The organism is Aurantimonas sp. 22II-16-19i (assembly GCF_002088275.1).
GTDB lineage: Bacteria > Pseudomonadota > Alphaproteobacteria > Rhizobiales > Rhizobiaceae > Jiella.
Genome location: NZ_AQQS01000003.1, coordinates 145,648 through 170,389, shown reverse-complemented (window position 1 = coordinate 170,389; position 24,742 = coordinate 145,648). Strand labels below are relative to the sequence as shown.

At 67.7% G+C, this 24,742-nt stretch carries 16 protein-coding genes and 1 tRNA gene; 15 read left to right on the top strand and 2 right to left on the bottom strand.

All coding sequences use genetic code 11. From position 1 onward, the window contains the following. Window positions 1-59 precede the first annotated feature (59 nt). From secDF to ATO4_RS05030, 4 genes are all read left to right on the top strand, one after another. On the top strand, window positions 60-2,657 hold the full coding sequence (secDF, locus tag ATO4_RS05045) for a protein translocase subunit SecDF (RefSeq protein WP_083590318.1): 2,598 nt from the start codon (window positions 60-62) through the stop codon (window positions 2,655-2,657). 3 nt (window positions 2,658-2,660) lie between these two features. Continuing rightward, complete coding sequence (locus ATO4_RS05040) at window positions 2,661-3,044, top strand: Mth938-like domain-containing protein (protein WP_083590317.1); 384 nt, start codon at window positions 2,661-2,663, stop codon at window positions 3,042-3,044. A gap of 107 nt (window positions 3,045-3,151) precedes the next feature. Continuing rightward, entirely contained in the window at window positions 3,152-4,009 is an 858-nt protein-coding gene (locus ATO4_RS05035) for a phytoene/squalene synthase family protein (protein ID WP_083590316.1), read from the top strand. A gap of 142 nt (window positions 4,010-4,151) precedes the next feature. Further along, window positions 4,152-5,966: a DUF4153 domain-containing protein gene (locus ATO4_RS05030; protein WP_176222862.1), complete on the top strand. Its 1,815-nt coding sequence runs from the start codon at window positions 4,152-4,154 to the stop codon at window positions 5,964-5,966. 154 nt (window positions 5,967-6,120) lie between these two features. Here the strand turns inward: ATO4_RS05030 and trmFO are convergent, their stop codons facing one another. After that, complete coding sequence (trmFO, locus tag ATO4_RS05025) at window positions 6,121-7,542, bottom strand: methylenetetrahydrofolate--tRNA-(uracil(54)-C(5))-methyltransferase (FADH(2)-oxidizing) TrmFO (RefSeq protein ID WP_083590314.1); 1,422 nt, start codon at window positions 7,540-7,542, stop codon at window positions 6,121-6,123. 927 nt (window positions 7,543-8,469) lie between these two features. Next, entirely contained in the window at window positions 8,470-8,613 is a 144-nt protein-coding gene (locus tag ATO4_RS05020) for a DUF1127 domain-containing protein (RefSeq protein ID WP_083590313.1), read from the bottom strand. Between the two features lie 406 nt (window positions 8,614-9,019). Between ATO4_RS05020 and ATO4_RS05015 the strand changes: the two genes are divergently transcribed. The 11 genes from ATO4_RS05015 (at window position 9,020) to ATO4_RS04965 (ending at window position 24,628) form a co-directional block, all read left to right on the top strand. Beyond that, window positions 9,020-9,104 (top strand) — tRNA-Leu (locus ATO4_RS05015). 100 nt (window positions 9,105-9,204) lie between these two features. Next, window positions 9,205-10,563: a trigger factor gene (gene tig / locus ATO4_RS05010; protein WP_083590312.1), complete on the top strand. Its 1,359-nt coding sequence runs from the start codon at window positions 9,205-9,207 to the stop codon at window positions 10,561-10,563. A 201-nt stretch (window positions 10,564-10,764) separates the two neighbouring features. Beyond that, window positions 10,765-13,179, top strand: coding sequence for a mechanosensitive ion channel domain-containing protein (locus tag ATO4_RS05005; protein WP_083590311.1), 2,415 nt, complete (start codon window positions 10,765-10,767; stop codon window positions 13,177-13,179). A gap of 301 nt (window positions 13,180-13,480) precedes the next feature. After that, a complete protein-coding gene (locus tag ATO4_RS05000) occupies window positions 13,481-14,113 on the top strand; it encodes an ATP-dependent Clp protease proteolytic subunit (RefSeq protein ID WP_083590310.1) in 633 nt (210 codons plus the stop codon). Window positions 14,114-14,359: 246 nt separating this feature from the next. Next, the gene (clpX, locus tag ATO4_RS04995) at window positions 14,360-15,628 is read left to right on the top strand and encodes an ATP-dependent Clp protease ATP-binding subunit ClpX (RefSeq protein ID WP_083590309.1); all 1,269 of its coding nucleotides are present in this window, start codon (window positions 14,360-14,362) and stop codon (window positions 15,626-15,628) included. A gap of 239 nt (window positions 15,629-15,867) precedes the next feature. Next, window positions 15,868-18,288 carry an endopeptidase La gene (lon, locus tag ATO4_RS04990; RefSeq protein WP_083590382.1) on the top strand — a complete coding sequence of 807 codons (2,421 nt, stop codon included), beginning with the start codon at window positions 15,868-15,870 and terminating at the stop codon, window positions 18,286-18,288. Window positions 18,289-18,418: 130 nt separating this feature from the next. Continuing rightward, window positions 18,419-18,736, top strand: a complete 318-nt coding sequence (locus tag ATO4_RS04985; RefSeq protein ID WP_280940479.1) for an HU family DNA-binding protein — start codon at window positions 18,419-18,421, stop codon at window positions 18,734-18,736. A gap of 724 nt (window positions 18,737-19,460) precedes the next feature. Next, on the top strand, window positions 19,461-20,981 hold the full coding sequence (locus tag ATO4_RS04980; protein WP_083590307.1) for an altronate dehydratase family protein: 1,521 nt from the start codon (window positions 19,461-19,463) through the stop codon (window positions 20,979-20,981). A 176-nt stretch (window positions 20,982-21,157) separates the two neighbouring features. After that, window positions 21,158-21,514, top strand: coding sequence for a hypothetical protein (locus ATO4_RS04975; protein WP_083590306.1), 357 nt, complete (start codon window positions 21,158-21,160; stop codon window positions 21,512-21,514). A 381-nt stretch (window positions 21,515-21,895) separates the two neighbouring features. Then, window positions 21,896-22,891, top strand: coding sequence for an MDR family oxidoreductase (locus ATO4_RS04970; RefSeq protein ID WP_083590381.1), 996 nt, complete (start codon window positions 21,896-21,898; stop codon window positions 22,889-22,891). A gap of 186 nt (window positions 22,892-23,077) precedes the next feature. After that, complete coding sequence (locus ATO4_RS04965) at window positions 23,078-24,628, top strand: acetolactate synthase large subunit (protein WP_083590305.1); 1,551 nt, start codon at window positions 23,078-23,080, stop codon at window positions 24,626-24,628. Window positions 24,629-24,742: the final 114 nt, after the last annotated feature.

Below are 24,742 nucleotides of genomic sequence, written 5' to 3'. Positions count from 1 at the left end.
GCGAAGGCGCTGAAACCGAACCGGGGCAGGGGCCTTGGTTCGACACTTGCGAGACCGCCATGCTTTACTTCTCGCGCTGGAAGACGATCCTCATCTGGCTGACGGTTCTCGTCGGGCTCGTCTATGCCGCGCCGAACGTGCTTCCGCGCAGCGTCACCGACAGCCTGCCGGAGTTCTGGCCGAAGAATACCGTCACGCTCGGCCTCGACCTGCAGGGCGGCTCCTACATCCTGTTGCAGATCGACCGCGACTCGCTGGAGGCGGACCGCCTCCAGGCGATCCAGGACGAGACGCGCCAGCTCCTGCGCAACGAGCGGATCGGCTATTCGGGGATCTCGGCGAACGGCCGCACCATCACGGTGCGGCTGCGCGACCCGGCCCAGGCCGACGCCGCGCAGGAGGCCCTGGAGCCGCTGACGCAGCCGATCTCCAGCGGGCTGATGGCGGCCGGCTCGGTGGCCGAAGTGGCGCTCGACCAGCCGCAGCCGGGGGTGCTGACCGCCAGCCTGACCGACGACGGCATCGCCTACCGGATCTCGACGGCCGTTACCCAGTCGATCGAGGTGGTGCGCCGCCGCGTCGACGAGCTCGGCACGACCGAGCCGGTGATCCAGCGCCAGGGCGCCGACCGCATCATGGTGCAGGTGCCGGGCCTCGGCGACCCGCAGCGCCTGAAGGAACTGCTCAACCAGACCGCCAAGCTGACCTTCCAGCTGGTCGACCAGAGCGAAAATGCCGAACAGGTGGCGCGCGGCTCGCGCGCCCCGGCCGGCTCGCAGCTCCTCTACACCACCGACACGACGCCCCAGCCGATCCTGGTGCGCAACCAGGTGATGGTCTCCGGCGAGAACCTCACCGACGCGCAGGTCGGCTTCGACCCGCAGACCAACGAGCCGGTGGTCAACATCCGCTTCGACAGCCAGGGTGCCCAGCGCTTCGGCCGCGTCACCCAGGCCAACGTCAACAAGCCCTTCGCCATCGTCCTCGACGACAAGGTGCTGTCCGCCCCGGTGATCCGCACCGCCATCCTCGGCGGCCAGGCGCAGATCAGCGGCTCCTTCACGGCGGAATCGGCCAACAATCTTGCGGTGCTGCTGCGCGCCGGCGCCCTGCCGGCGACCCTCGACATCATCGAGGAGCGCACCGTCGGACCGGGCCTCGGCGCCGATTCGATCGCCGCCGGCGAGATCGCCGGCATCATCGGCGCGGTCGCCGTCGTCCTGTTCATGCTGGCGGCCTACGGCTTCCTCGGTATCATCGCCAATATCGCGCTGGTGGTGAACGTCGTCCTGCTGTTCGCCATCCTCACCGCGATCGGCGCGACACTGACATTGCCGGGCATCGCCGGCATCGTGCTGACCGTCGGCATGGCGGTGGATTCGAACGTCCTCATCTACGAGCGCATCCGCGACGAGCGGCGGCAGGGGCGCTCGGTCGTCCAGGCCATCGACGTCGGCTTCCAGAAGGCGCTGGCGACGATCCTCGACGCCAACATCACCACGCTGATCGCCGCCATCGTCCTGTTCTTCCTCGGCTCCGGCCCGGTGCGCGGCTTCGCCGTGACGCTCGCCGTCGGCATCGTCACGACGGTGTTCACGGCCTTCACGCTGACCCGCTGGCTGGTCGCCGCCTGGGTCCGCAGCCGCCGGCCGCGCGAGCTGCCGAGGGGCTGGCTGAGGCTGGTGCCCGACGTCACCCGCATCCCCTTCATGAAGGTGCGGCTGCAGATCTTCGGCCTGTCGATGGCGCTCTGCGTCGCCTCCATCGTGTCGCTGTTCGCCATCGGGCCGAATTTCGGCATCGACTTCACCGGCGGCACGCTGATCGAGGTGCAGGCGAAGCAGGGCAATGCCGACATCGGCGACCTGCGCGAGCGGCTCGGCGCGGCCGGAATCCGGGACCCGCAGGTCCAGGAGTTCGGCACCGACCGGGAGGCGCTGATCCGCATCGGAACGGCCACCGAGACGTCCGACAACGCCCAGCAGCAGCTGGTCGACAGCGCCACCGCGGCGATCTCCGCCGACTACGACATCCGCCGGACGGAAGTCGTCGGGCCGACCGTCTCGGGCGAACTCGCCTGGGCCGCGATCCTCGGCGTCCTCGCCTCGCTCGTCGCCATCCTCATCTATGTCTGGCTGCGCTTCGAATGGCAGTTCGCCATCGGGGCGATCGTCGCGACGGTCAACGACGTCATCCTGACGCTCGGCTTCATCACGGTGACCCAGCTCGACGTCGGCCTGTCGACGGTGGCCGCGATCCTGACGATCGTCGGCTATTCCCTCAACGACACCGTCGTCATCTACGACCGCGTGCGGGAAAACTTGCGGCGGTTCAAGAAGATGCCGCTCGGCCAGCTGCTCGACCTGTCCGACAACGAGATGCTGTCGCGCACGCTGATGACGTCGCTGACGACGCTCCTTGCCTTGACGGCGCTGTTCGTCTTCGGCGGCGAGGTCATCCGCTCCTTCGTGGCCTCGATGCTGTTCGGCGTCGCCATCGGTACCTTCTCGTCGATCTTCGTCGCAGCGCCAGTGCTGATCTTCTTCAAGCTGCGGTCGAGCGACGCCAAGGAAGCGGCGGAGGCCGCCGAGGCGCAGGCCAAGGCCGAGGCGGAGGATCCGACCGAGCGCACGCAGGTGACGCCGGGGCGGGCCTGAGCGATGGCGAAGGGAATCGAGATCCGCGAGGCCCATTTCCCGGGCCGCGCGCCGATCGAAGCCTATGGCAATGGCGGGTTCCGCTTTGCCGAGATGTCGCATCGCGGCTCGATCCTCTGCCTGCCGTCGGGGATCTACGGCTGGTCGGCGACGCCGGAGCAGCCGTTTGCCGGCGACCGGCTCGAGCTCGTCTTCAAGGAGGAGATCCGGTTTCTCCTGTTCGGGACCGGCAAGGACATCCGCCGCCTGCCGCCCGGCCTTGCCGAGCGGATGAAGCGGGCCGGGATCTCCTGCGATCCGATGTCGACGGGGGCCGCCGTGCGGACCTTCAACATCATGCTGTCCGAGGGCCGGCCCGTCGGGGCGGCGCTCGTCGCCGTCGACTGAGCCACGCCGGGGGCGCGTTCGCTCCCGCTCTCCGGCGGGCGCATCGGCCCGGCCGACATGCGGGCGCGGCCGTCGCCGCATGACCGACAGCCTTGCGAGGAATGCGAATGGCCGGCAACGAGCGTGACCCCTGCCACGACCTCGTCGAGACCGACGACCGCGACCGCGCGCTCTCCCTCGTCTTCGCGCCGGAGGCGAGCCACGCCGATCTCGCCGCGCTTTACGCCTTCAATGTCGAGGTGGCGCGGGTGCGCGACCAGATCAGCCAGCCGCTGCCCGGCGAGATCCGGCTGCAATGGTGGCGGGACGTGATCGGGGGAATGGCGGGCGAGGCGGAGGACGTCGCCGGTGGCGGCGAGGCCGGGCATCCGGTGGCGAGCCGGCTGGTCGAGGCCATCGCCCGGCACCGGCTTCCCCTCCAGGCCTTCGACCGGATGCTGGAGGCGCGGATCTTCGACGTCTATGACGACCCGATGCCGTCGGCTGAGCATTTCGAGGCCTATGCGGGGGAGACCGCCTCGACACTAATCGTGCTGGCCGCAACCATCCTGTCGCCCGGCGGCGCCGACAAGATCGCCGACGCGGCGGGACATGCCGGCGTCGCCCAGACGGCGGCCGGCGTCCTGCGGCTGCTGCCGATCCACCGGGCGAGGGGGCAGGTCTATCTGCCGGCGGACATCCTCGCCGCCGCCGGCTGCTCCGCCCCGCAGTTGCTGGCGGGCGAGGCCGAACCGTCCGGCCGTGCCATCGCCGCCATGGTCGCCTATGGCCGCGAGCACGCCGCCAGGGCCCGCGCGCTGTTTGCCGACGTCCCGAGGGACGTGCGGGCGGCGTTCCTGCCGGCGCTGCTCGCGGCGCCCTATCTCGACCGGATCGAGCGCGCGGGAGCCGGCGCGCTGCGCCAGCCGCCGGACCTCTCGGCGCCGCGCAAGGCCTTCCTGTTCTGGCGGTGGATGCGGGGCTGAGGCATGGTAGCCCCGCCTGGCCACCAGGCGCCGGCGTCAGCGGACGACGCCGCCGCAGGCTGAACGACGGAGCGCCCTCGGGACGTTCCGGCCCATGGCCGGCAGCCGGCCGGACCTTTCTCCAACGCGCAGAGCCCGCCCCATGCAGCCAATGACCGACGAAGACGGATCGCCGCGCGCGGCAAACCGGGCCGGCCGCATCGCCACGTCGCTGGCGCGCGGGGCGGAGACGGCGCTGCTGCGCTTTCCCGCCGCCTGCCTCGCCATCCTGGCCTTTTCGCTGCTGAGCAACCTCGCCGTCGCAGGCTATGAGATTCCCGACGATCGCGGCCTCGTCTGGCTGCTCGGCGCCCTCTATGCGGCGGCCGCCGCGGCGGTCTCGGCGACGCTTGCGGCGGAGGCGCGGGGCTGGTCCCGCGGCGCCTCGCAACTCGTCGCCGCCGTTGCGGCCGTCGTCGTCGGCGTCGCCGTCCACTGGAACGGTCGGGCCGACAACCATCTGCCGGCGATCACCGCGGCGCTGACGCTGCTCGTGCCGCTGGCGCCGTTTCTCGGGCGCGGCGGGCCGTCCCGCTTCTGGAACTTCGCGCTCTGGTCGCTGGTCGGCGTGACGCTGGCCTTCCTGTCGGTGCTGCTCTTCGTCCTCGGCCTGTCGGCGATCCTCGAGATGATCCGCTTCCTCTTCGAGATCGGCCTGAGCCCCGACACCTACGAATACATCTACACCACTGCCCTGACGCTGGTCGGGCCGCTGTTCGCGCTCGGCCGCCTGCCGCGCGACTTCGAGGAGCGGCCGGCCATCGGCACCGACCGGATGGTGAGCGGCGTGCGGCTGCTGGTCGACTGGGTGGCGGCGCCGCTGGCGCTGGCGACGGCGGTCATCCTGCATCTCTACGCCGCCAAGATCGCCCTGACCGGATCGCTGCCGAAGAACGAGATCGGCTGGATCGTGACGTTCGACGCGCTCTTCGTTTTGGCGCTGCGCATCGCCGCCGATCCGTTCCTGAAGGACGGCAACGTCTTCGCGCGGCTGTTCTCGCGGGCCTGGGCCTTCATGCTGGTCGTGCCGCTGGCTCTCGCGGCCGTCGGCATCGGCCTGCGGATCGACGCGGAGGGCGTAACGCTGCAGCGCTACTACGTCGTCCTCGGGATCTTCGCCTCGGCGATCGTGCTGGCGTTTCAACTCGTGCCGCGGCTGCGACGCGACATCCGGACGATGGCGGCCGTGCCCGTCCTCCTGCTTGCCCTCTCCGCCTTCGGGCCATGGGGGGCGGCGAGCGTCGTCGGCGCCAGCCAGCTGGGGCGGATCGTCGCCGAATTCGGGGCGCGGGTGCCGGGCGACGAGACCATCGCGATCCGCATTCAGGGGCAGGACGAGAAGCGACTGCAGGAGCTGCGCTCGCGCCTCGCGGCGCTGTCCGACGCCGACCGGCTGGGCGATCTTTCGCCCTATCTCGATCCCGAACTCGGCGAGCGGCTGGCGGTGGCGCTGCGCAGCCAGACGGCGTGGCAGGCGCTGAACGTCGTCAACCAGGGTCTCGGCATTGATGTGGCGAGCGTTGCGCGTGCCGAGGGCCGCAGCTCTGCCTTGCGGCGGAACGGTAGCATCGACATCGCCGGATACGACCGCGCGGCTCCGGGCTGGCGGCTGAGCTCGATCCTTGTGCATGACGGTTTGGCGCCAGACGGTATCAGTTTCCGCATCGAGGGGAGTGATCTAGTGGTGCAAGTCGGTGCGACGACAGACCGTTTTCCCATGGCCGAGGCGATCGACGGGTTGACGGCGACGCTCTTCGAAGCCGGGGACACCGTCAAGACCGTCCCGGTGGTGGATCTGCAAAGCCGGTCCGGCCGGCACCTTCGGCTCGCCATCCGCTGGCTTTACATAAGCCGCGACGAGGACCGGATCAACGCAATGGATTTCGACGCCTTCTACCGCGCGGCGGAGTGGCGCTGACGCAGGATGGAGATGGTCGGCAGAGCTTCAGTCGAAGGCATGCCGGCGCCCGGCGCGCCGGCTCAGAACGGTCGGTGCGCATCGCATCGATCGGCCCCGTAGGAAGCCCGCGCCCGTAAAGCCGGGCTAGGGAACCCTGTTGCGGCCGCCGTGTCTATTCGGCCGCCTGCCGGGTTTCGGCGCCGGCGAGCCAGGCGGCGAAGTCGGCGAGCGCGCGGCGGGAGAGGGCGGCCTTCTTGGCGACGCTCTTTTCCTTGCCGCGGAACCGCTTCTGGCCTTCCGGCTTCTGGATGGCGCCGGGATCGAGGGGCGCGAACAGGCCGAAATTGACGTTCATCGGCTGGAAGGACCGCTTGCCGCCTTCTTCCTGATGGGCGAGGTGGCCGCCGGTGATGTGGGCGAGGAGAGCGCCCATCGCGGTCGTCTGGGGCGGCGCGGACAGCGTCTCGCCGCGCCTTTCGGCGGCGGTGAAGCGGCCGGTCATCAGGCCGACGGCAGCCGATTCCACATAGCCCTCGCAGCCGGTGATCTGGCCGGCGAAGCGCACATGCGGGCGCGCCTTCAGCCGGAGCGTCTCGTCCAGCAGGACCGGCGAGTTCAGGTAGGTGTTGCGGTGGAGGCCGCCGAGGCGGGCGAATTCGGCGTTTTCCAGCCCCGGGATCATCCGGAAGATCTCGGCCTGAGCGCCGTATTTCAGCTTCGTCTGGAAGCCGACCATGTTGTAGAGCGTGCCGAGCGCATTGTCCTGGCGCAGCTGGACGACGGCATAGGCCTTGGTCTCGGGATCGTGGGCGTTGGTCAGGCCCATCGGCTTCATCGGCCCGTGGCGCAGCGTCTCCGGCCCGCGCTCGGCCATCACCTCGATGGGCAGGCAGCCGTCGAAATAGGGCGTGCCCTCCCACTCCTTGAAGGCGGCCCGGTCACCCTCGACGAGGGCGGCGACGAAGCGCTCGTAGGTTTCCTTGTCGAGGGGGCAGTTGATGTAGTCCTTGCCGGTGCCGCCGGGGCCGACCTTGTCGTAGCGCGACTGGAACCAGGCCTTGTCCATGTCGATCGAATCGAAGTGGACGATGGGCGCGATGGCGTCGAAGAAGGCGAGCGCATCCTCGCCCGTCGCTGCCCGAATCGATTCGGCGAGCGAGGGCGCCGTCAGCGGCCCGGTGGCGACGATGCTGGTGCCCCATTCTTCCGGAGGCAGACCCTCGACCTCGCCGCGCTCGAGGGTGACCAGCGGATGCTCGGCCAGCGTCCGCGTCACCGCGGCGGAGAAGCCCTCGCGGTCGACGGCGAGGGCGCCTCCCGCCGGCACCTGGTGCTTGTCGGCCATCGCCATGATCAGCGAGCCGGCGAGCCGCATCTCGGCATGGATGACGCCGACGGCATTGGCCGTCGCATCGTCCGAGCGGAAGGAATTGGAGCAGACGAGTTCGGCGAGACCGTCGGTCTTGTGGGCCTCGGTGCCGCGCACCCGGCGCATTTCGTGGAGGACGACCGGGATGCCGGCCTCGGCGATCTGCCAGGCGGCTTCGGAACCGGCGAGACCGCCACCGACGACATGAATGGGTGTGTTCGACATGCCTGCTATCTAGGCGAAGCGGCGGCGATGCGAAACCGGGATCGTGGCGCAGGCGGGCACTTTTTGGCGAGGACGCCGGCGAGCCTCACGTTTCAAGGCCCCAGAAACGACGAAGCCCGCCGGGGGAGGACCGGCGGGCAACATCGAATGGTCTGCCCTATCGGGAGGACATCGGCAGACCGACTTTCGCTTTTGCCCGGGAGGAGGTGGGCTCCGGCGAAACTTTGAAACTCGTTCTTCGGTTCCCGAATGCGCCCGCCGGGGGAGGACCGGCGGGCGACATGGGAGTGGTCTGCCCTATCGGGAGGAGATCGGCAGACCGTCTTTCACCTTTGCCCGGGAGGAGGTGGGCTCCGGCGAAACTCTAAAACTCTCTGGTTCCCGAATGCGCCCGCCGGGGGAGGACCGGCGGGCGACATAGGAGTGGTCTGCCTTTATTGGGAGGAGGTCGGCAGACCGTCTTTCACCTTTGCCCGGGAGGAGGTGGGCTCCGGCGAAACTCTAAAACTCTTCTGGTTCCCGAATGCGCCCGCCGGGGGAGGACCGGCGGGCGACATGGGAGTGGTCTGCCCTATCGGGAGGAGATCGGCAGACCGTCTTCCGCCTCGGCCCGGGAGGAGGTGGGCTCCGGCGAAACTCTGAAACTTTTCTTTCCCCCGAATGCGCCCGCCGGGGGAGGACCGGCGGGCGACATGGGAGTGGTCTGCCCTATCGGGAGGAGATAGGCAGACCATCTTTCGCCTTTGCCCGGGAGGAGGTGGGCTTTGGCGAAACTCTAAAACTCTTCTGGCTCCCGAATGCGCCCGCCGGGGGAGGACCGGCGGGCGACATGGGAGTGGTCTGCCCTATCGGGAGGAGATCGGCAGACCGTCTTTCGCCTTTGCCCGGGAGGAGGTGGGCTCCGGCGAAACCGTGAAACTTATGTCCTCAGACGACCGTGCGACGGGCGACCGAGGGGATGTCGGTGCGGGCGATGCCCAGATCGGCGAGCTCGCGCTGGGACAGGCGGTTCAGCTCGTTGACGGTCTCGCGGTAGCGGCGCCAGGACTGGTAGGAACGGACAAGGTTCATTTCAGAACCTCCTTTCAATCGTCATTTCGAATTCGTCGGAGAAGCGCGTCGCTTCGTCCGTCGTGTTGATTGCAAAGTAAGTCCGGCGGGCATTGCGTGCTAGCGGCTCGTCTGCATGGCAGCAATGCGAATTGTGCAACGCAACATGAGTTAACAATTCGTCAGCAAAGACAGGGCCTTGTCTGCGAAATGCCGCTTCCTTGCGCAGGCCTGACCTGGCCATTGATCAACTAGTGTGCGGAATTCGCGGGGCCAGATGCGGAGAAAATTGCGGGGCCGGCCGAGGCGCGGGCGCCCGGTCGCGCCGGCAAGCCCCTTCCCAAACCCTCGGTTTTGCCCTTTCATGGTCGGATTCGCGGTGATATAGAGGCGCGCGCTTCGCAAACGTCCGTGGCCGATGCGCCTCGCGGGTGTGGCGGAATTGGCAGACGCACTTGGTTTAGGTCCAAGCGCCGAGAGGCTTGGGGGTTCAAGTCCCTCCACCCGCACCACTGCCGAATTCAACGGCCGAATTCAACGAGAGTGCGCACGGCCAGGCCTCCGGATCGTCGCCGGCCCGCGCAGCAAACAGGATCGAGAAGGTATTAAAGTATGCAGGTTACGGAAACCAAGGCCGAGGGCCTCAAGCGCGAGATCGAGATTGTCGTGCCCGCCTCGGACCTTGAGGCGCGCCTTCAGACCCGCCTTTTCGAGGCGAAGGACAAGGTGCAGCTGAAGGGTTTCCGTCCCGGCAAGGTGCCTGTCGCCCATCTGCGCAAGATGTACGGCAAGTCGCTGATGGCCGAGATCGTCAACGAGATCCTGAACGAGACGCCGGGTTCGGTGATGGCCGAGCGCAAGGAACGCGCCGCCATGCGTCCCGAGATCGCCATGAGCGAGGACGAGGGCGAGGCCGAGAAGGTCCTGAACGGCCAGAGCGACTTCAAGTTCACGCTGTCCTACGAGACGCTGCCGCAGTTCGACGTCAAGGAGACGAGCGGCATCAAGATCGAGCGGCCGATCGTCGAGGTGTCGGACGCGGAAGTCGACGAGCAGGTCGAGCGGCTCGCCGAGAACGCCCGCACCTATGAGGAAAAGGACGGCGCCGCCGAGACGGGCGACAAGGTCACCATCGACTTCGTCGGCAAGATCGACGGCGAGCCCTTCGAGGGCGGCGCGGCCGAGGACGCCGATCTGGTCATCGGCTCGAACCGCTTCATCCCCGGCTTCGAGGACCAGCTGATCGGCGCCGTGAAGGGCGGCGAGAAGCTCGTCGAGGTCACCTTCCCGGAAGATTACGGCGCCGCCCATCTCGCCGGCAAGCTCGCCACCTTCGACGTCACCGTCAAGCAGGTGCAGAGCCCGACCGAGACGGCGATCGACGACGAGATGGCCAAGAAGCTCGGCCTCGAATCCCTCGACAAGCTCAAGGAGATCGTCCGCGATCAGATCCAGAGCCAGTACGGCATGGCGACGCGCCAGAAGGTCAAGCGCCAGCTCCTCGACGCGCTCGACAAGGACTACGACTTCGACCTGCCGGAGAAGCTGGTCCTGGCCGAGTTCGACAACATCTGGAACCAGGTGCAGCGCGAGCTGACCGAGAGCGGCAAGAGCTTCGAGGACGAGGACACGACCGAGGAGAAGGCCCGCGCCGAGTATCGGCGCCTGGCCGAGCGCCGCGTCCGTCTCGGCCTCGTCCTGTCGGAGATCGGCGAGAAGGCCGGTGTCCAGGTCGGCGAGGAGGAGCTGCAGCGCGCCCTGTTCGAGCAGATGCGCCGCTTCCCGGGCCAGGAGCAGGAAATCCTCAAGATGTTCCAGGAGAATCCCGAGGCGATCCAGAGCATCCGCGCGCCGCTCTACGAGGAGAAGGTCGTCGACCATCTGCTCGCCCAGGTCGACGTCACCGACAAGACGGTGACCAAGGAAGAGCTGATGGCCGAGGACGAGGCGGACGAGACGACCGCCGCCTGAGACCGTCGGCCCCGCTCTTGGGCCAATTTCACGGAATGACGAGAAGGGCCGGCCACCACCGGCCCTTTTTCTTTGCCTGCCGCACTCTGGTCAAAGCGATCGGCGATAGGCGGCTGCATCCACCCCACTTTCCGGCGAACCCGGCGCTCCGGCCGACGCAACGCCGTCCGACCGGACATCGACGAGAGATCCTTCCCCGCCATGACGTTTCGTTGCCTGCGTTCGCATCTCGCCCGCTTTCTGACGGGCGGTCTCGCCGCTTTCGTCATCCTGCTGGCGGCGATGCCGCAAACCGCCATGGCGCAGAGCATCCCGGGGCTGACCGGCGGATCGGAAACGGCTGCCGAAGGCCAGGCGAATGCCAATGCGGCAGAGCCGTCGATGGACGAGCTGATCAGGATCCTCGAGAACGACGCGACCCGCAAGAAGCTCGTCGAATCGCTGAAGGCGGCGGCCTACAAGGCTCCCTCCGCGGATGGCGCAGGGGCCACCGCCGGAAATGCCGACGAGCCGGGCGAGATCGTCCGCTCGCTGCCCGGCCGCGTCGCGGAATACACCCGCATGTTCATCGGCGCGATCGCCGAGACGGTCCAGCAGGTGCCGCAATATGTCGATCTGTCGCTCGACATGCTGTCCGGCGCCGGGTCGATCGACCTGCCGAACATCCTCCAGGCGATCCTGCCGGTGGCCCTCGTCGCCGTCGTGGTCTTCGCGATCCTGTTCGGTGCCCGCTATGCCGAGCGTGGCATCTTCCGGCGGCTGTCGGACCGGGCCGAACATGCCGGCCCGCTGGGCAAGCTCGGCTATCTGACCGCCTCGGGGGCCATCGAGGCCTTCGTCGTGGTGGCCAGCTGGGCCTGCGGCTACCTGGTGGCGACGCTCTACAGCGGCACCCGGCCGGTGTTCAGCCAGGCGCTTTTCCTCAACGCCTTCCTTTTGATCGAGATGATCAAGGTCGGGCTGTCGGCCTTCGTCGCCCCGAACTATCCCTCCCTGCGCCTGACGCCCTTCTCCAACCGGCAGGCGAGCTACTGGTATTTCTGGCTGTCGCGGCTGATCTCGATCCTCGGCTACACGTTCCTCTTCGTGGCGCCGATCGTCCAGTGGGCCTCGACCCAGGCGGCCGCCGCGGCGACCGAGTTCATCGTCGCCTTCGGCTCGCTGTGCCTCGCCATCGGGCTGATCCTCAAGAATCGCGGCGTCGTGCGCGAGCGGCTGAAGCGCGCCCGCGAGCAGGGCGACACCGGCTTCAGGGCCTTCGTCCATGCGGTCATCGGCCAGATCTGGTGGGTGCTGGCGATCATGGCGGCCATCGCGCTGTTCGTCGTCTGGCTGCAGAGCCCGGATGATGGGCTGACCTTCGTCGCCACGGCGACGGGCAAGTCGGTCGCCGCGATGGCGCTGGGCGGCCTCGTCTTCTCGGTCCTGGCGCGGATGATCGCCCATGGCGTGAAGGTGCCGCAGGAGCTGAAATACCGCCTGCCGCTCCTGGAGCGGCGGCTCAACGGCTTCGTGCCAAAGCTCCTGACGGTGCTGAGCTTCGTCGTCGTCTTCGTGGTCGTCACCTACATCATGGACGCCTGGGCCCTGTCGGACTTTAGCAGCTGGTTCGCCTCGGCGATCGGCCAGCGCTATGCGGCCAGCCTGATCGGCGCGCTGCTGATCGTCGTGATCGCGGTCGCCATCTATCTCGGCGTCTCGTCCTGGATCGAATACCGGCTCAACCCGAACTACGGCAGCGTGCCGACGGCCCGCGAGCGCACGCTGCTGTCGCTGTTCCGCAACGCCTTCACGATCACTCTCGTCGTCGTCATCTCGATGCTGGTGCTCTCGCAGATCGGAATCGACATCGCGCCGCTCCTCGCCGGTGCCGGTGTGGTCGGCCTCGCCATCGGTTTCGGCGCCCAGAAGTTCGTGCAGGACATCATCACCGGCGCCTTCATCCAGATCCAGAATGCCATGAACGAGGGTGACGTGGTGGAGCTGAACGGCGTCTCCGGCGTCGTCGAGCAGCTGACCGTGCGCTCGGTCGGCCTGCGCACCGTCGACGGCACCTGGTACCTGATTCCGTTCTCCTCGGTGGACCAGGTGGCGAACTTCTCCAAGGACTTCGCCTATTACGTCGCCGATGTCGGCGTCGCCTACCGCGAGAACGTCGAGGACGTGAAGGCGATGATGATCGACGCCTTCGAGGAGCTGAAGACGACCAATGTCGGCGAGAACCTGATCTCCGGCTTCGACATGTGGGGTGTCAACGAGCTCGCCGATTCGGCCGTGGTGGTGCGCGGGCGGGTGATGACCAAGCCAGGGACCCAGTGGGGCGTCGGCCGCGCCTATCGCGAGATCGTGAAGCGGATGTCAGACGAGCGCGGCATCGAGATCCCGTTCCCGCACATGACGGTCTGGTTCGGCGAGGACCGGGGCGGCAAGGCGCCGCCGATCCGGCTGCGCAACGAGCCATCGCCGAAGCCGAAGATCGTCGAGGCCGAGCCGGCGGAGCCTCAGAGCCCGGCCAAGGACCGGGACATGACCCAGCACGGCACCAGCGAGGCCGACGGCAAGCCGATCCCGCCGGATGCGACCGACATCGACAGCGCCGGCGGGGGACGCGGGTAACCGCGCCGCCCAGACCGAAGGGGAGGGGCGCTCGAGCGTCCCGCCCCGGCCCGCCGAGCCGGCGACCGTTAACCGTTCCGACCCCGATCGAAGGGGCATGGGCCTCGCAGCGCCAGCCGCCCGGCGGCGATCGGTCGGCAGCCTTCGTATTTACTCAGAAACGACGCAGCGGCCGCCGCAATCCTCGGACGGGTTGCGGAGCCCCGGCGCAACGCCCTATCTAGGACGAACGCTGGCGTCGCTGATTCTCTGCGATGGCCGGCCCGTCCATTCCTTCATTCGTGACCTTTGAGACAAGAACATGAATCACCCGATGACGACCGCGATGAACCTCGTTCCGATGGTGGTCGAACAGACCAACCGCGGCGAGCGCGCCTATGACATCTTTTCGCGCCTCCTCAAGGAGCGGGTGATCTTCATCACCGGTCCGATCGAGGATTCGATGGCGACGCTGGTCTGCGCCCAGCTGCTGTTTCTCGAGGCCGAGAACCCCAAGAAGGAAATCGCCCTCTACATCAACTCGCCGGGCGGCATCGTGACCTCCGGCATGGCGATCTACGACACCATGCAGTTCATCAAGCCGGCGGTGTCGACCCTGTGCATCGGCCAGGCGGCCTCGATGGGCTCGCTGCTCCTGTGCGCCGGCCACAAGGACATGCGGTTCGCGACGCCGAACGCCCGCATCATGGTGCACCAGCCCTCGGGCGGCTTCTCGGGCCAGGCCTCGGACATCGAGCGCCACGCCCAGGACATCATCAAGCTGAAGCGCCGGCTGAACGAGATCTATGTCGAACACACCGGTCAGGACTACGAGACCATTGACCGGACCCTCGATCGCGACCATTTCATGACTGCCGGCGAAGCCCAGGCCTTCGGCCTGATCGACAAAGTCTATTCGTCTCGCGACGCGCTCGAGAAGGAATTGGCCAAATAAGGCCGATTCCTTCGGGTTCGTCACTTGCCGGCCACAGTTGGACGCCGATAATAGTGGGATTGCCCGTTAAGGGCCACATAAGCAATTGGCGCTATGCCGTAGTATGTGGGTTGCTGTGTGAGATCCGAGTGTGAGATCCGGGGGGAATCGGCGTTCCCGCCGCGGGTGGCGTTCCGGCTCTGCCGGGCGCGGGTGCGCAGATGAGACGCTAGCGGGTGCCGTATACCCGATTGGAAGGAAAGACGCATGAGCAAAACGAGCGGCGGCGATTCGAAGAACACGCTCTATTGCTCTTTCTGCGGAAAGAGCCAGCACGAAGTCCGTAAGCTGATCGCCGGGCCGACGGTCTTCATTTGCGACGAGTGTGTCGAACTCTGCATGGACATCATCCGCGAGGAGAACAAATCCTCGATGGTGAAGTCCCGCGAGGGCGTGCCGACCCCGCAGGAGATCATCGCGGTCCTGGACGACTACGTCATCGGCCAGTCCTACGCGAAGAAGGTCCTGTCGGTCGCGGTGCACAACCACTACAAGCGGCTGGCCCACGCGGCGAAGAACAACGACGTCGAGCTGGCGAAGTCGAACATCCTCCTGATCGGCCCGACCGGCTGCGGCAAGACGCTGCTCGCCCAGACGCTCGCCCGCATCCTCGACGTGCCGTTCACCATGGCCGACGCGACGACGCTGACCGAGGCGGGCTATGTCGGCGAGGACGTGGAGAACATCATCCTGAAGCTCCTGCAGTCGGCCGACTACAACGTCGAGCGGGCCCAGCGCGGCATCGTCTACATCGACGAGATCGACAAGATCTCGCGCAAGTCCGACAATCCCTCGATCACCCGCGACGTGTCGGGCGAGGGCGTGCAGCAGGCGCTCCTGAAGATCATGGAAGGCACCGTCGCCTCCGTGCCGCCGCAGGGGGGTCGCAAGCACCCGCAGCAGGAATTCCTGCAGGTGGACACGGCGAACATCCTGTTCATCTGCGGCGGCGCTTTCGCCGGCCTCGACAAGATCATCTCCGACCGTGGCCGCAAGACCTCGATCGGCTTTGCCGCCAACGTCTCCTCGCCCGAGGATCGTCGGTCCGGCGAGGTGTTCCGCCTCGTCGAGCCGGAGGATCTCCTGAAGTTCGGCCTCATCCCGGAATTCGTCGGCCGCCTGCCGGTCCTGGCGACGCTGGAGGATCTCGACGAGATCGCCCTGGTGCAGATCCTGGAGCAGCCGAAGAATGCGCTGGTCAAGCAGTACCAGCGGCTGTTCGAGATGGAGAACGTCGACCTGACGTTCCACGAGGACGCGCTGAAGGCGATCGCCCGCAAGGCGATCGAGCGCAAGACCGGCGCCCGTGGCCTGCGCTCCATCATGGAGTCCATGCTGCTGGACACGATGTTCGACCTGCCGACCCTCGAGGGCGTGCAGGAGGTCGTCATCTCCGAGGAGGTGATCGAGGGCAGTGCCCGGCCGCTCTACATCTACGCAGATCGGGCGGACGAGAAGGAAAACGTCTCGGCGTGACGGATCGTCCCGCCCCGGCGACTGACAATGCCCGCTCCGGATCTCCGGAGCGGGCATTTTGCTGTCATGTATCTGTCTTGCGTGGATCTGTCGCTGCACGGCGAGGCGCGTTGCGAGCGCTTGAATTTCAGGGCCTTCGACGCCAGATTGGTCTTGGCGAATGGCCTCTCGTGCAAGCGCTTGCGTCAAGGTTTGCGCCTGAGGGCCGCAAACGGCTTCGGCCGTAGAAAGGAAAAATGATGTCCCATACGCCAGAACGCCCGGAGGCGGACGAACCGGCACTGTTCCCGGTGCTGCCGCTTCGCGACATTGTTGTGTTTCCTCACATGATCGTGCCGCTCTTCGTCGGTCGCGAAAAATCCATCAAGGCGCTCGAGGAAGTGATGGGCGCCGACAAGCAGATCCTGCTTGCGACCCAGAAGAACGCCGGTGACGCCGATCCGGCCCCCGACGGCATCTATCCCGTCGGCACGGTGGCGAACGTCCTGCAGCTCCTGAAGCTGCCCGACGGAACCGTGAAGGTTCTCGTCGAAGGCGTCTCGCGCGCCGAGATCCGGTCCTTCACCAGTCGCACCGAATGGCACGAGGCGGAGGCCGAGCTCGTCGGCGACGGCGAGGACGATCCGGTCGAGGTCGAGGCCCTGGCCCGTTCGGTCGTCTCGGAGTTCGAGAACTACGTCAAGCTGAACAAGAAGATCTCCCCCGAAGTGGTCGGCGCCGCCGGCCAGATCGAGGACTATTCCAAGCTTGCCGACACGGTGGCCTCGCATCTGGCGATCAAGATCCCCGAGAAGCAGGAGATGCTGTCGCTGTTCTCCGTGCGCGAGCGTCTCGAGCGGGCCCTCGGCTTCATGGAATCGGAGATTTCCGTCCTGCAGGTGGAGAAGCGCATCCGCTCGCGCGTCAAGCGCCAGATGGAGAAGACCCAGCGCGAGTACTACCTCAACGAGCAGATGAAGGCGATCCAGAAGGAGCTCGGCGACGGCGAGGACGGCCGCGACGAGATGGCCGAGATCGAGGAGCGCATCAAGAAGACGAAGCTCTCCAAGGAAGCCCGCGAAAAGGCCAATGCCGAGTTCAAGAAGCTCAAGCAGATGTCGCCGATGTCCGCCGAGGCGACGGTGGTGCGCAACTATCTCGACTGGCTGCTGGGGCTGCCCTGGGGCGTCAAGTCGAAGATCAAGATCGACCTGAAGAAGGCCGAGGAGATCCTCGACGCGGACCACTATGGCCTCGACAAGGTCAAGGAGCGGATCGTCGAATATCTCGCCGTGCAGAGCCGGCAGAACAAGCTGAAGGGCCCGATCCTGTGCCTCGTCGGCCCTCCGGGCGTCGGCAAGACCTCGCTCGCGAAATCGATCGCCAAGGCGACCGGGCGCGAGTATGTCCGCATGGCGCTGGGCGGCGTGCGGGACGAGGCCGAGATCCGCGGTCACCGTCGCACCTATATCGGCTCGATGCCCGGCAAGGTCGTCCAGTCGATGAAGAAGGCGAAGAAGGCGAACCCGCTGTTCCTGCTCGACGAGATCGACAAGATGGGCCAGGACTTCCGGGGCGATCCGTCCTCGGCGCTGCTCGAGGTGCTCGATCCGGAGCAGAACTCGACCTTCATGGACCACTATCTCGAGGTGGAATACGACCTGTCGGCGACGATGTTCGTGACGACCGCGAACACGCTCAACATCCCGGCGCCGCTGATGGACCGGATGGAGATCATCCGGATCGCCGGCTACACCGAGGACGAGAAGGTCGAGATCGCCCGCCGGCACCTTCTGCCCAAGGCGATCCGCGACCACGCCCTGAAGGATGGGGAGTTCTCGGTCTCGGCCGATGCCCTGCAGGAGATCGCGCGCCGCTACACCCGCGAGGCGGGTGTGCGAAATTACGAGCGGGAGTTGATGACCCTCGCCCGCAAGGCGGTGACGAAGATCCTCAAGGGCGAGACGAAGACCGTCGAGGTGACGGCCGCGAACATCGGCGACTATCTCGGCGTGCCCCGCTATCGCTACGGCGAGGCGGAGCTCGACGACCAGGTCGGCGTCGTGACCGGTCTCGCCTGGACGGAAGTCGGCGGCGAACTGCTGACGATCGAAGGCGTCATGATGCCCGGCAAGGGCAAGATGACGGTGACGGGCAACCTGAAGGAAGTCATGAAGGAGTCGATCTCCGCGGCGGCCTCCTATGTCCGCTCGCGCGCCCTCGACTACGGGATCAAGCCGCCGCTGTTCGAGAAGCGGGACATCCACGTGCACGTGCCGGAAGGCGCGACGCCCAAGGACGGTCCGTCCGCCGGCACCGCGATGGCCACGGCCATCGTCTCGGTGATGACGGGCATCCCCGTCAGGCGCGACATCGCCATGACCGGCGAGATCACGCTACGCGGCCGCGTTCTGCCGATCGGCGGTCTCAAGGAGAAGCTGCTCGCGGCGCTTCGCGGCGGCATCAAGAAGGTTCTGATCCCGGAGGAGAACGCCAAGGACCTGGCGGACATCCCCGACAACGTGAAGAACCAGCTCGAGATCGTCCCGGTCTCCCGGATGGGAGAGGTGCTGCAGCATGCGCTGACCGAGCCGCTCCACCGGGTCGAATGGTCGGAAACCGAGGAGCCCCTGAAGGGGCCCGACCCTGCGGATGAAGGTGCGACGGCTGTTGCGCACTGACCTCACTCCGCTGATTATGTGAAGGAATGCCGCCCCCAGGGGCGGCATTTCCATGAGCATTCCTGGAATTCCCGGTTGCGGACATTGCCGAGATTGTGGCTTTCCGCAAAAGTGAATGCTGGTTCTTTTCATGGAATCAGATGGGCGAAGACGCCCGATCAGGAGGATACACATGAACAAAAACGACCTCGTCTCCGCCGTTGCAGAACAGGCGGAGCTTTCCAAGCAGCAGGCCGGTGCTGCGGTGGACGCCGTTTTCGACGCCATCGAGTCCGCCATGTCGAAAGGCGACGACGTCCGTCTCGTCGGCTTCGGCACGTTTTCCGTCTCCCACCGTGCCGCTTCGAAGGGGCGCAATCCTTCGACGGGCGCGGAAGTTGACATTCCGGCTCGCAACGTCCCGAAGTTCGCCCCTGGCAAGGGCCTGAAGGACGCCGTCAACAAGTAAGCGACGGCGACCTGCGGATCCGGCCTGGCGCAGCGGGCGGTGGGCTGGACCCTTCGCGTCCCGCGTTACACGGCCCCCGACCCCGAGCTTCGAGCCCCGCCTTCGACCCGGGACCTTCGACCCGGGACCCACGGCCCCAACCGTCGTCCGCAGTGCTCCGATCCTGTCGTCCTTCCGGGCGACGGCCCGTCGGGCGGGACAAGTGGGCGAGCGTCGCTGCGAATCTCCATTCACAGCCGTATCCAGGCTTCCCTTAGGTAGCTTATTGTCGGCGCCAGATCAATCAGCTGGACGGGGCTGGTGGAAGCACCGAGATGGAAGCCGGCTCGGGCGGGGATGCCCGCCCGGCTTTTGCCCGCGTCCATGCGGCATCGCTGCCGGTTCCGTCGAGCCGTCCGGCCCTCCATGATCCTGTCGCGAGGAAGCGACGGGGCCGGCCGGATCATGCGTCCCGCGGCCGCCAGCGGCGCCGCTGGCGCTCGGATGCGCAGCGCTGCGGCCGGTTGCGGGTCTCGCGGTCCGGCCTTGGCTGCAGCCCATGCACGCCCCTCCACCCCATTCCACCGCCTTGCAACGAGACGCTCGCGAGCTGCCCGAGGCTGGCGTGGCGGGCGCTTGTCCAGCATATAGAGGCATGGTGGGCGTCACGGTGGAGCGGGCGCGTTCCGTGCCGATCGCGCGCGATGCCCGATCGGGCAGGACCACCCATGGGAGGAACTGACCAATGGACGACACGACCAAGGTGACCGGGCGGACCCCGAACGTTCTCAGGCTCGATCCGGCCGACACGGTGGCGGTGGCGCTGCGGCCGCTGGCGATCGGCGAAACCATCGAGGGGATCACACTGAGGAACCCGATTCCCGTCGGGCACAAGCTCGCACTGGTCGACCGGGCCGAGGGCGATTCCATCGTGAAATACGGCCAGGTCATCGGCCGGGCGACGGCGCCGATCGCGGCCGGGCAGCACGTTCACAGCCACAATTGCGGCATGGCGGACCTGCGCAACGCGGCGGCGCCGACGCCGGCGCCGGCGCGCGCCTTGCCGGCGCGCACGACGTTCCAAGGCTTCCTGCGCCCCGACGGGCGGGCGGGCACCCGCAACTACATCGGCATCCTCGCCTCGGTGAACTGCTCGACCACGGTCTGCCACGCCATTGCGGCGGAGGCCGAGAAGCGGCTGCTGCCCCGCTTCCCCGGCATCGACGGTTTCGCCGCCATCGTCCACGACCAGGGCTGCGGCATGGCCGGATCGGGCGAGGGCTTCGATACGCTGGTGCGCACCCTCAAGGGCTATCGCGACCACCCCAATTTCGGCGGCATCCTGATCATCGGCCTCGGCTGCGAGGTGAACCAGCTGACGCTCTATCAGCCGACCGAATGGACGAAGGAACGCTTCGCCACCTTCAACATCCAGGAGGTGGGCGGCTCGGCCTCGGCGGTGCGCCGAGCGCTGGAGATCCTGGAGCCGATCGCCGCTGCGGCGGACAAGGACCGGCGGACCGAGCAGTCGGTGGCAAAGCTGACGCTCGCCATGCAGTGCGGCGGGTCCGACGCCTTCTCCGGCATTTCCGCCAATCCCGCCCTCGGCGTCGCCTCGGACATCCTCGTTGCGGCCGGCGGCACCTCGATCCTGTCCGAGACGCCGGAGATCTTCGGCGCCGAGCATCTGCTGATCGCCCGCTCGAACGCCGAGACCGGCGGCCGGATCGCGGCGATGATCGACTGGTGGCGCGACTATGCCGCCAAGAACGGCGCCGAACTCGACAACAACCCGTCCCCCGGCAACAAGCGCGGCGGCCTGACGACGATCCTCGAGAAGTCCCTCGGCGCCGTCGCCAAGGGCGGGCGGGCGCCCGTTTCGGGGGCCTTCGCCTATGCCGAGAGGATCGACCGGCCGGGCTTCGTCTACATGGACAGCCCCGGCTACGATCCGGTCTCGGCCACGGGGCAGGTGGCGAGCGGCGGCAACGTCATCGCCTTCACCACGGGGCGCGGCTCCTGCTTCGGCGCCAAGCCGACGCCGAGCATCAAGCTCGCCTCCACCACGGCGCTGTTCAACGCGATGCCGGAAGACATGGACATCGACTGCGGCCGGGTGCTGTCCGGCGAGGCCGATCTGGAGACGCTCGGCCTTTCGATCTACGAGACGATCCTCGACGTCGCCTCCGGCAGGAAGAGCCGGTCGGAGGAGTTCGGCTATGGCGATCACGAATTCGTGCCGTGGAAGATCGGGGCGACGCTCTGAGCCGCCCGGTGGCGGCAGGTCGGGCGCGGGGCCATCCGCGGTTCGCCGCCCGATGCGCCCGGCATGGAGCACCACAGGGTGTTCAGGTCGCTGTAAGATGCAGCTTTTGCCGCAGCAACCGTTGCCGCGGCTGAGCGGTTTCCTGTCCATCTCCACGACACTCGAAAGGTGATGTCATGAAACTCCTCGTCGCAGCCGCCGCCGCCAGCCTCTTCGTCGCTGCCCCCGCTTTCGCTCAGAGCGGATCCGGCAGCACCGAAGGCGCGCGCTCGACCGAAGAATCGCCGACCACCTCCGGCTCGGTGACCGACTGCGCCGCCAACCCGACCGCCGCGCAGTGCGCCGAGGGCTCTTCGGACACGACCGGCTCCACCTCCTCGACGACCAGCGGTTCGACGATGTCGAGCGGTGACGAGGCGACGGGTTCGCAGGAATCCGGTTCGTCGACCGCCAAGAGCGGCGATCAGGGCAACGGCGCCGACACGACCGCGCCGGCCGGCGGCCTTGTCCCCGGCCAGACGAGCGGCGACTGACGCAGGATCGCGAGCCTGGACCCGGCGGTTCGGGACGTCGACTGATGCTGGCGGCGGGGAACATGGACATGTCCCCCGCCGCAGTCGTTTGGGCGGTGCTGTCGCTTCCGCCCGGCCACCGGGTTCGAGCTCGGCACGATGCGCAGGCGGACGGATGCGACCGGTCCTGTCCGGCGGGGACGCAAACCCGCCCATTCGAGATCCCGGCAGCGCCAGGGAGGTTGCCATCCCCCGGATCGGCGAACAGGATGGACGGCGCAGCGGCCGATGGTCCGGCGGCAGCCTCTCCGATTCGCCGCCGACATCGGTTCGTGTGGGGAGACTGGACGCCGGTACCGCCTGCACCGCGCGCGGCCGGAGACGCCGCAGGGGAGGAGAATGATGACCGAGCCGTTTCGCGCCCTGATGATCGTCGATCACGAGGGCAAGCCGAAAGCCGAGTTCCGCGAGCTGCAGCTCGCCGACCTGCCGGACCACGACGTCCTCGTCGAGATCGCCTTCTCGACGCTGAACTACAAGGACGGGCTCGCCGTCAGCGGCAAGGGCCGGATCGCCCGGCGGCTGCCGATGGTGGCGGGCGTCGATTTCGCCGGGACGGTGGTGGAGAGCCGTTCGCCGGAATGGCAGCCGGGCGACAAGGTGGTCGCCAATGGCTGGGGCATGTCGGAGACCGAATGGGGCGCCTATTCGCTCTATCAGCGGGTCAAGCCGGAATGGCTGATCCGGCTGCCTGAGGCCTTCGACTTCCGGGAGGCCATGGCGATCGGGACGGCGGGCTATACGGCGGCGCTCTGCGTCGACGCGCTGGAGGACTGGGGCAGGATCGCGAAGAAGGATCTTCCGGTGCTGGTGACCGGGGCGGCCGGCGGCGTCGGCTCCACCGCGATCAGCCTCCTTGCGGCGAAGGGCTATGCCGTCACCGCCTCGACCGGGCGGCCCGAGACCCATGACTATCTCGCAAGCCTCGGGGCGAGCGACGTCATCGAGCGTTCCAGCCTCGCCGAGAAGGGCAAGCCGCTGGACAGGGAGCGCTGGTCCGGGGCCGTCGACACGGTGGGCTCCACCACGCTCGCCAATGTCCTCGCCCAGACCGCCTATGGCGGCGCGGTGGCGGCCTGCGGCCTGGCGGGGGGCATGGACCTGCCGGCGACCGTCGCGCCGCACATCCTGCGCGGCGTGACGCTGATCGGCATCGACAGCGTGATGACGCCGCGGGCGAAGCGCGAGCGGGCCTGGGCGACCCTGTCCGAGCATCTCGACAAGGCGCATCTGGAGACGATCGCCCATGTCGAGCCCCTGTCGGACCTGCCGCGGCTCGCCGAGGAGATCGTCGCCGGCAGGATCCGCGGCCGGGTGATCATCGACGTCAGGGCCTGAGGCCGGGCGGGGAGGGATACGCGGACGAGCCCGGGCGCGCCGCGACCGGACAGACCGGCGACGACCTGTTCCGCCGGCGTTTCGGCGCGATATCTTTCATGCCCGGGAGCACTTTCCGGCGATGCGGCGGCAGGGTGAGGGCCGCCGCGGGTTCGCCGAGACAAGAATGAATGGAGGACACTGCACATGAACGGCGCCGATCTTCTCTGCGAGACGCTTCTCGCCAACGACATCGACGTATGCTTCGCCAATCCGGGGACGTCGGAGATGCATTTCGTCGCCGCCCTCGACCGGCAGCCGAGGATGCGCTGCGTGCTCGGGCTGTTCGAGGGCGTCGTCACCGGCGCGGCGGACGGCTATGCGCGCATGGCCGACAAGCCGGCGGCGACGCTGCTGCATCTGGGGCCGGGCTTTGCCAACGGCATCGCCAACCTGCACAACGCCCGCCGCGCCGCGACGCCGATCGTCAACGTCGTCGGCGACCATGCCACCTTCCACCTGCCCCATGACGCGCCGCTGACCTCGGACATCGAGTCCCTGGCGCGGCCGGTGTCGCACTGGATCGGCCGGGCGGACCTTGCCGACAGCGTCGGCCAGCGGACCGAGGAGGCGATCAGCGCGGCGACCCGGAGCCCCGGGCAGATCGCGACGCTGATCCTGCATGCCGACGCCGCCTGGAGCCCGACCACCGTCAAGACCGCCGGCCGCGCACCGCGCCAGGTCCTGCGGCAGCCCGACAGGGGCCGGATCGACAGGGCGGCCAAGGCGCTGCGCTCCGGCCGGCGGACGACCATAATCGCCACCGGTCCCGCCCTGCGGGAGGGGCCGCTGAAGCGCCTCGACCGGATCGCCAACACGGCGGGGGCGCGGCTGATGGCGCAGCAGGCCAATGGTCGCATCCGGCGCGGGGCCGGGCTGCCCGTCGTCGACCGGGTGCCCTATGGCGTCGACCAGGCGCTGGAGGCCTTCGCCGAGACCGAGCAGGTGATCCTGATCGGCGCCAAGGCGCCGGTCGGCTTCTTCGGCTATCCCGGCAAGCCGAGCTCGATGCTGCCCGAGGCCTGCGAGGTCATGGACCTCGTCGCGGACGGCGAGGACATGGTCGCGGCGATCGAGGCGCTGGCGGATGCGGTGGGCGTTCGCCCGGATCTTGCGGCGCGACTGTCCGAGCGCCGGCGTCCGGCCATGCCGTCGGGCCGGCTGACGGCGGATGCCATCGCCGCCGTCCTCGCCCACCACATGCCGGCCGAGGCGATCGTCTGCGACGAATCCGTCAGCTCCGGCTTCGGCTCCTTCCTGATGACCTCCGGAGCCGAGCCGCACGACTTCCTGCAGCTGACCGGCGGGGCCATCGGGCTCGGCCTGCCGATGTCGACGGGGGCGAGCATCGCCTGTCCGGACCGCAAGGTGATCGGCCTGCAGGCGGACGGCAGCGGCATGTATACGGTGCAGGCCTTGTGGACGCAGGCCCGCGAGAAGCTGGACATCGTGACGGTCATCTTCGCCAATCGCCGCTACCAGATCCTGCGCAAGGAGCTGGAGAATGTCGGCGCCGGCGCGCCCGGCGAGAACGCGCGGCGGATGCTCGACCTCGACAATCCCGACCTCGACTGGGTGCAGATCGCCGCCGGGATGGGGGTGGAGGCCGCCCGTACGGATACGGTGGAGGGCTTTGCCGACCTCCTGGCATCGGCCTGCGCCCGCAAGGGTCCGTTCCTGATCGAGGCGGTCATCTAAAGGCTGTCGCGAGGCCCGGGGGCGCGGGATGGGCAGGGCGGGACGCCAGCGCCCACCTCCGCGTCACGGGCACCGGGGCGCATCAACGATCGGCATGGCGGCGGGCGAGGGTGG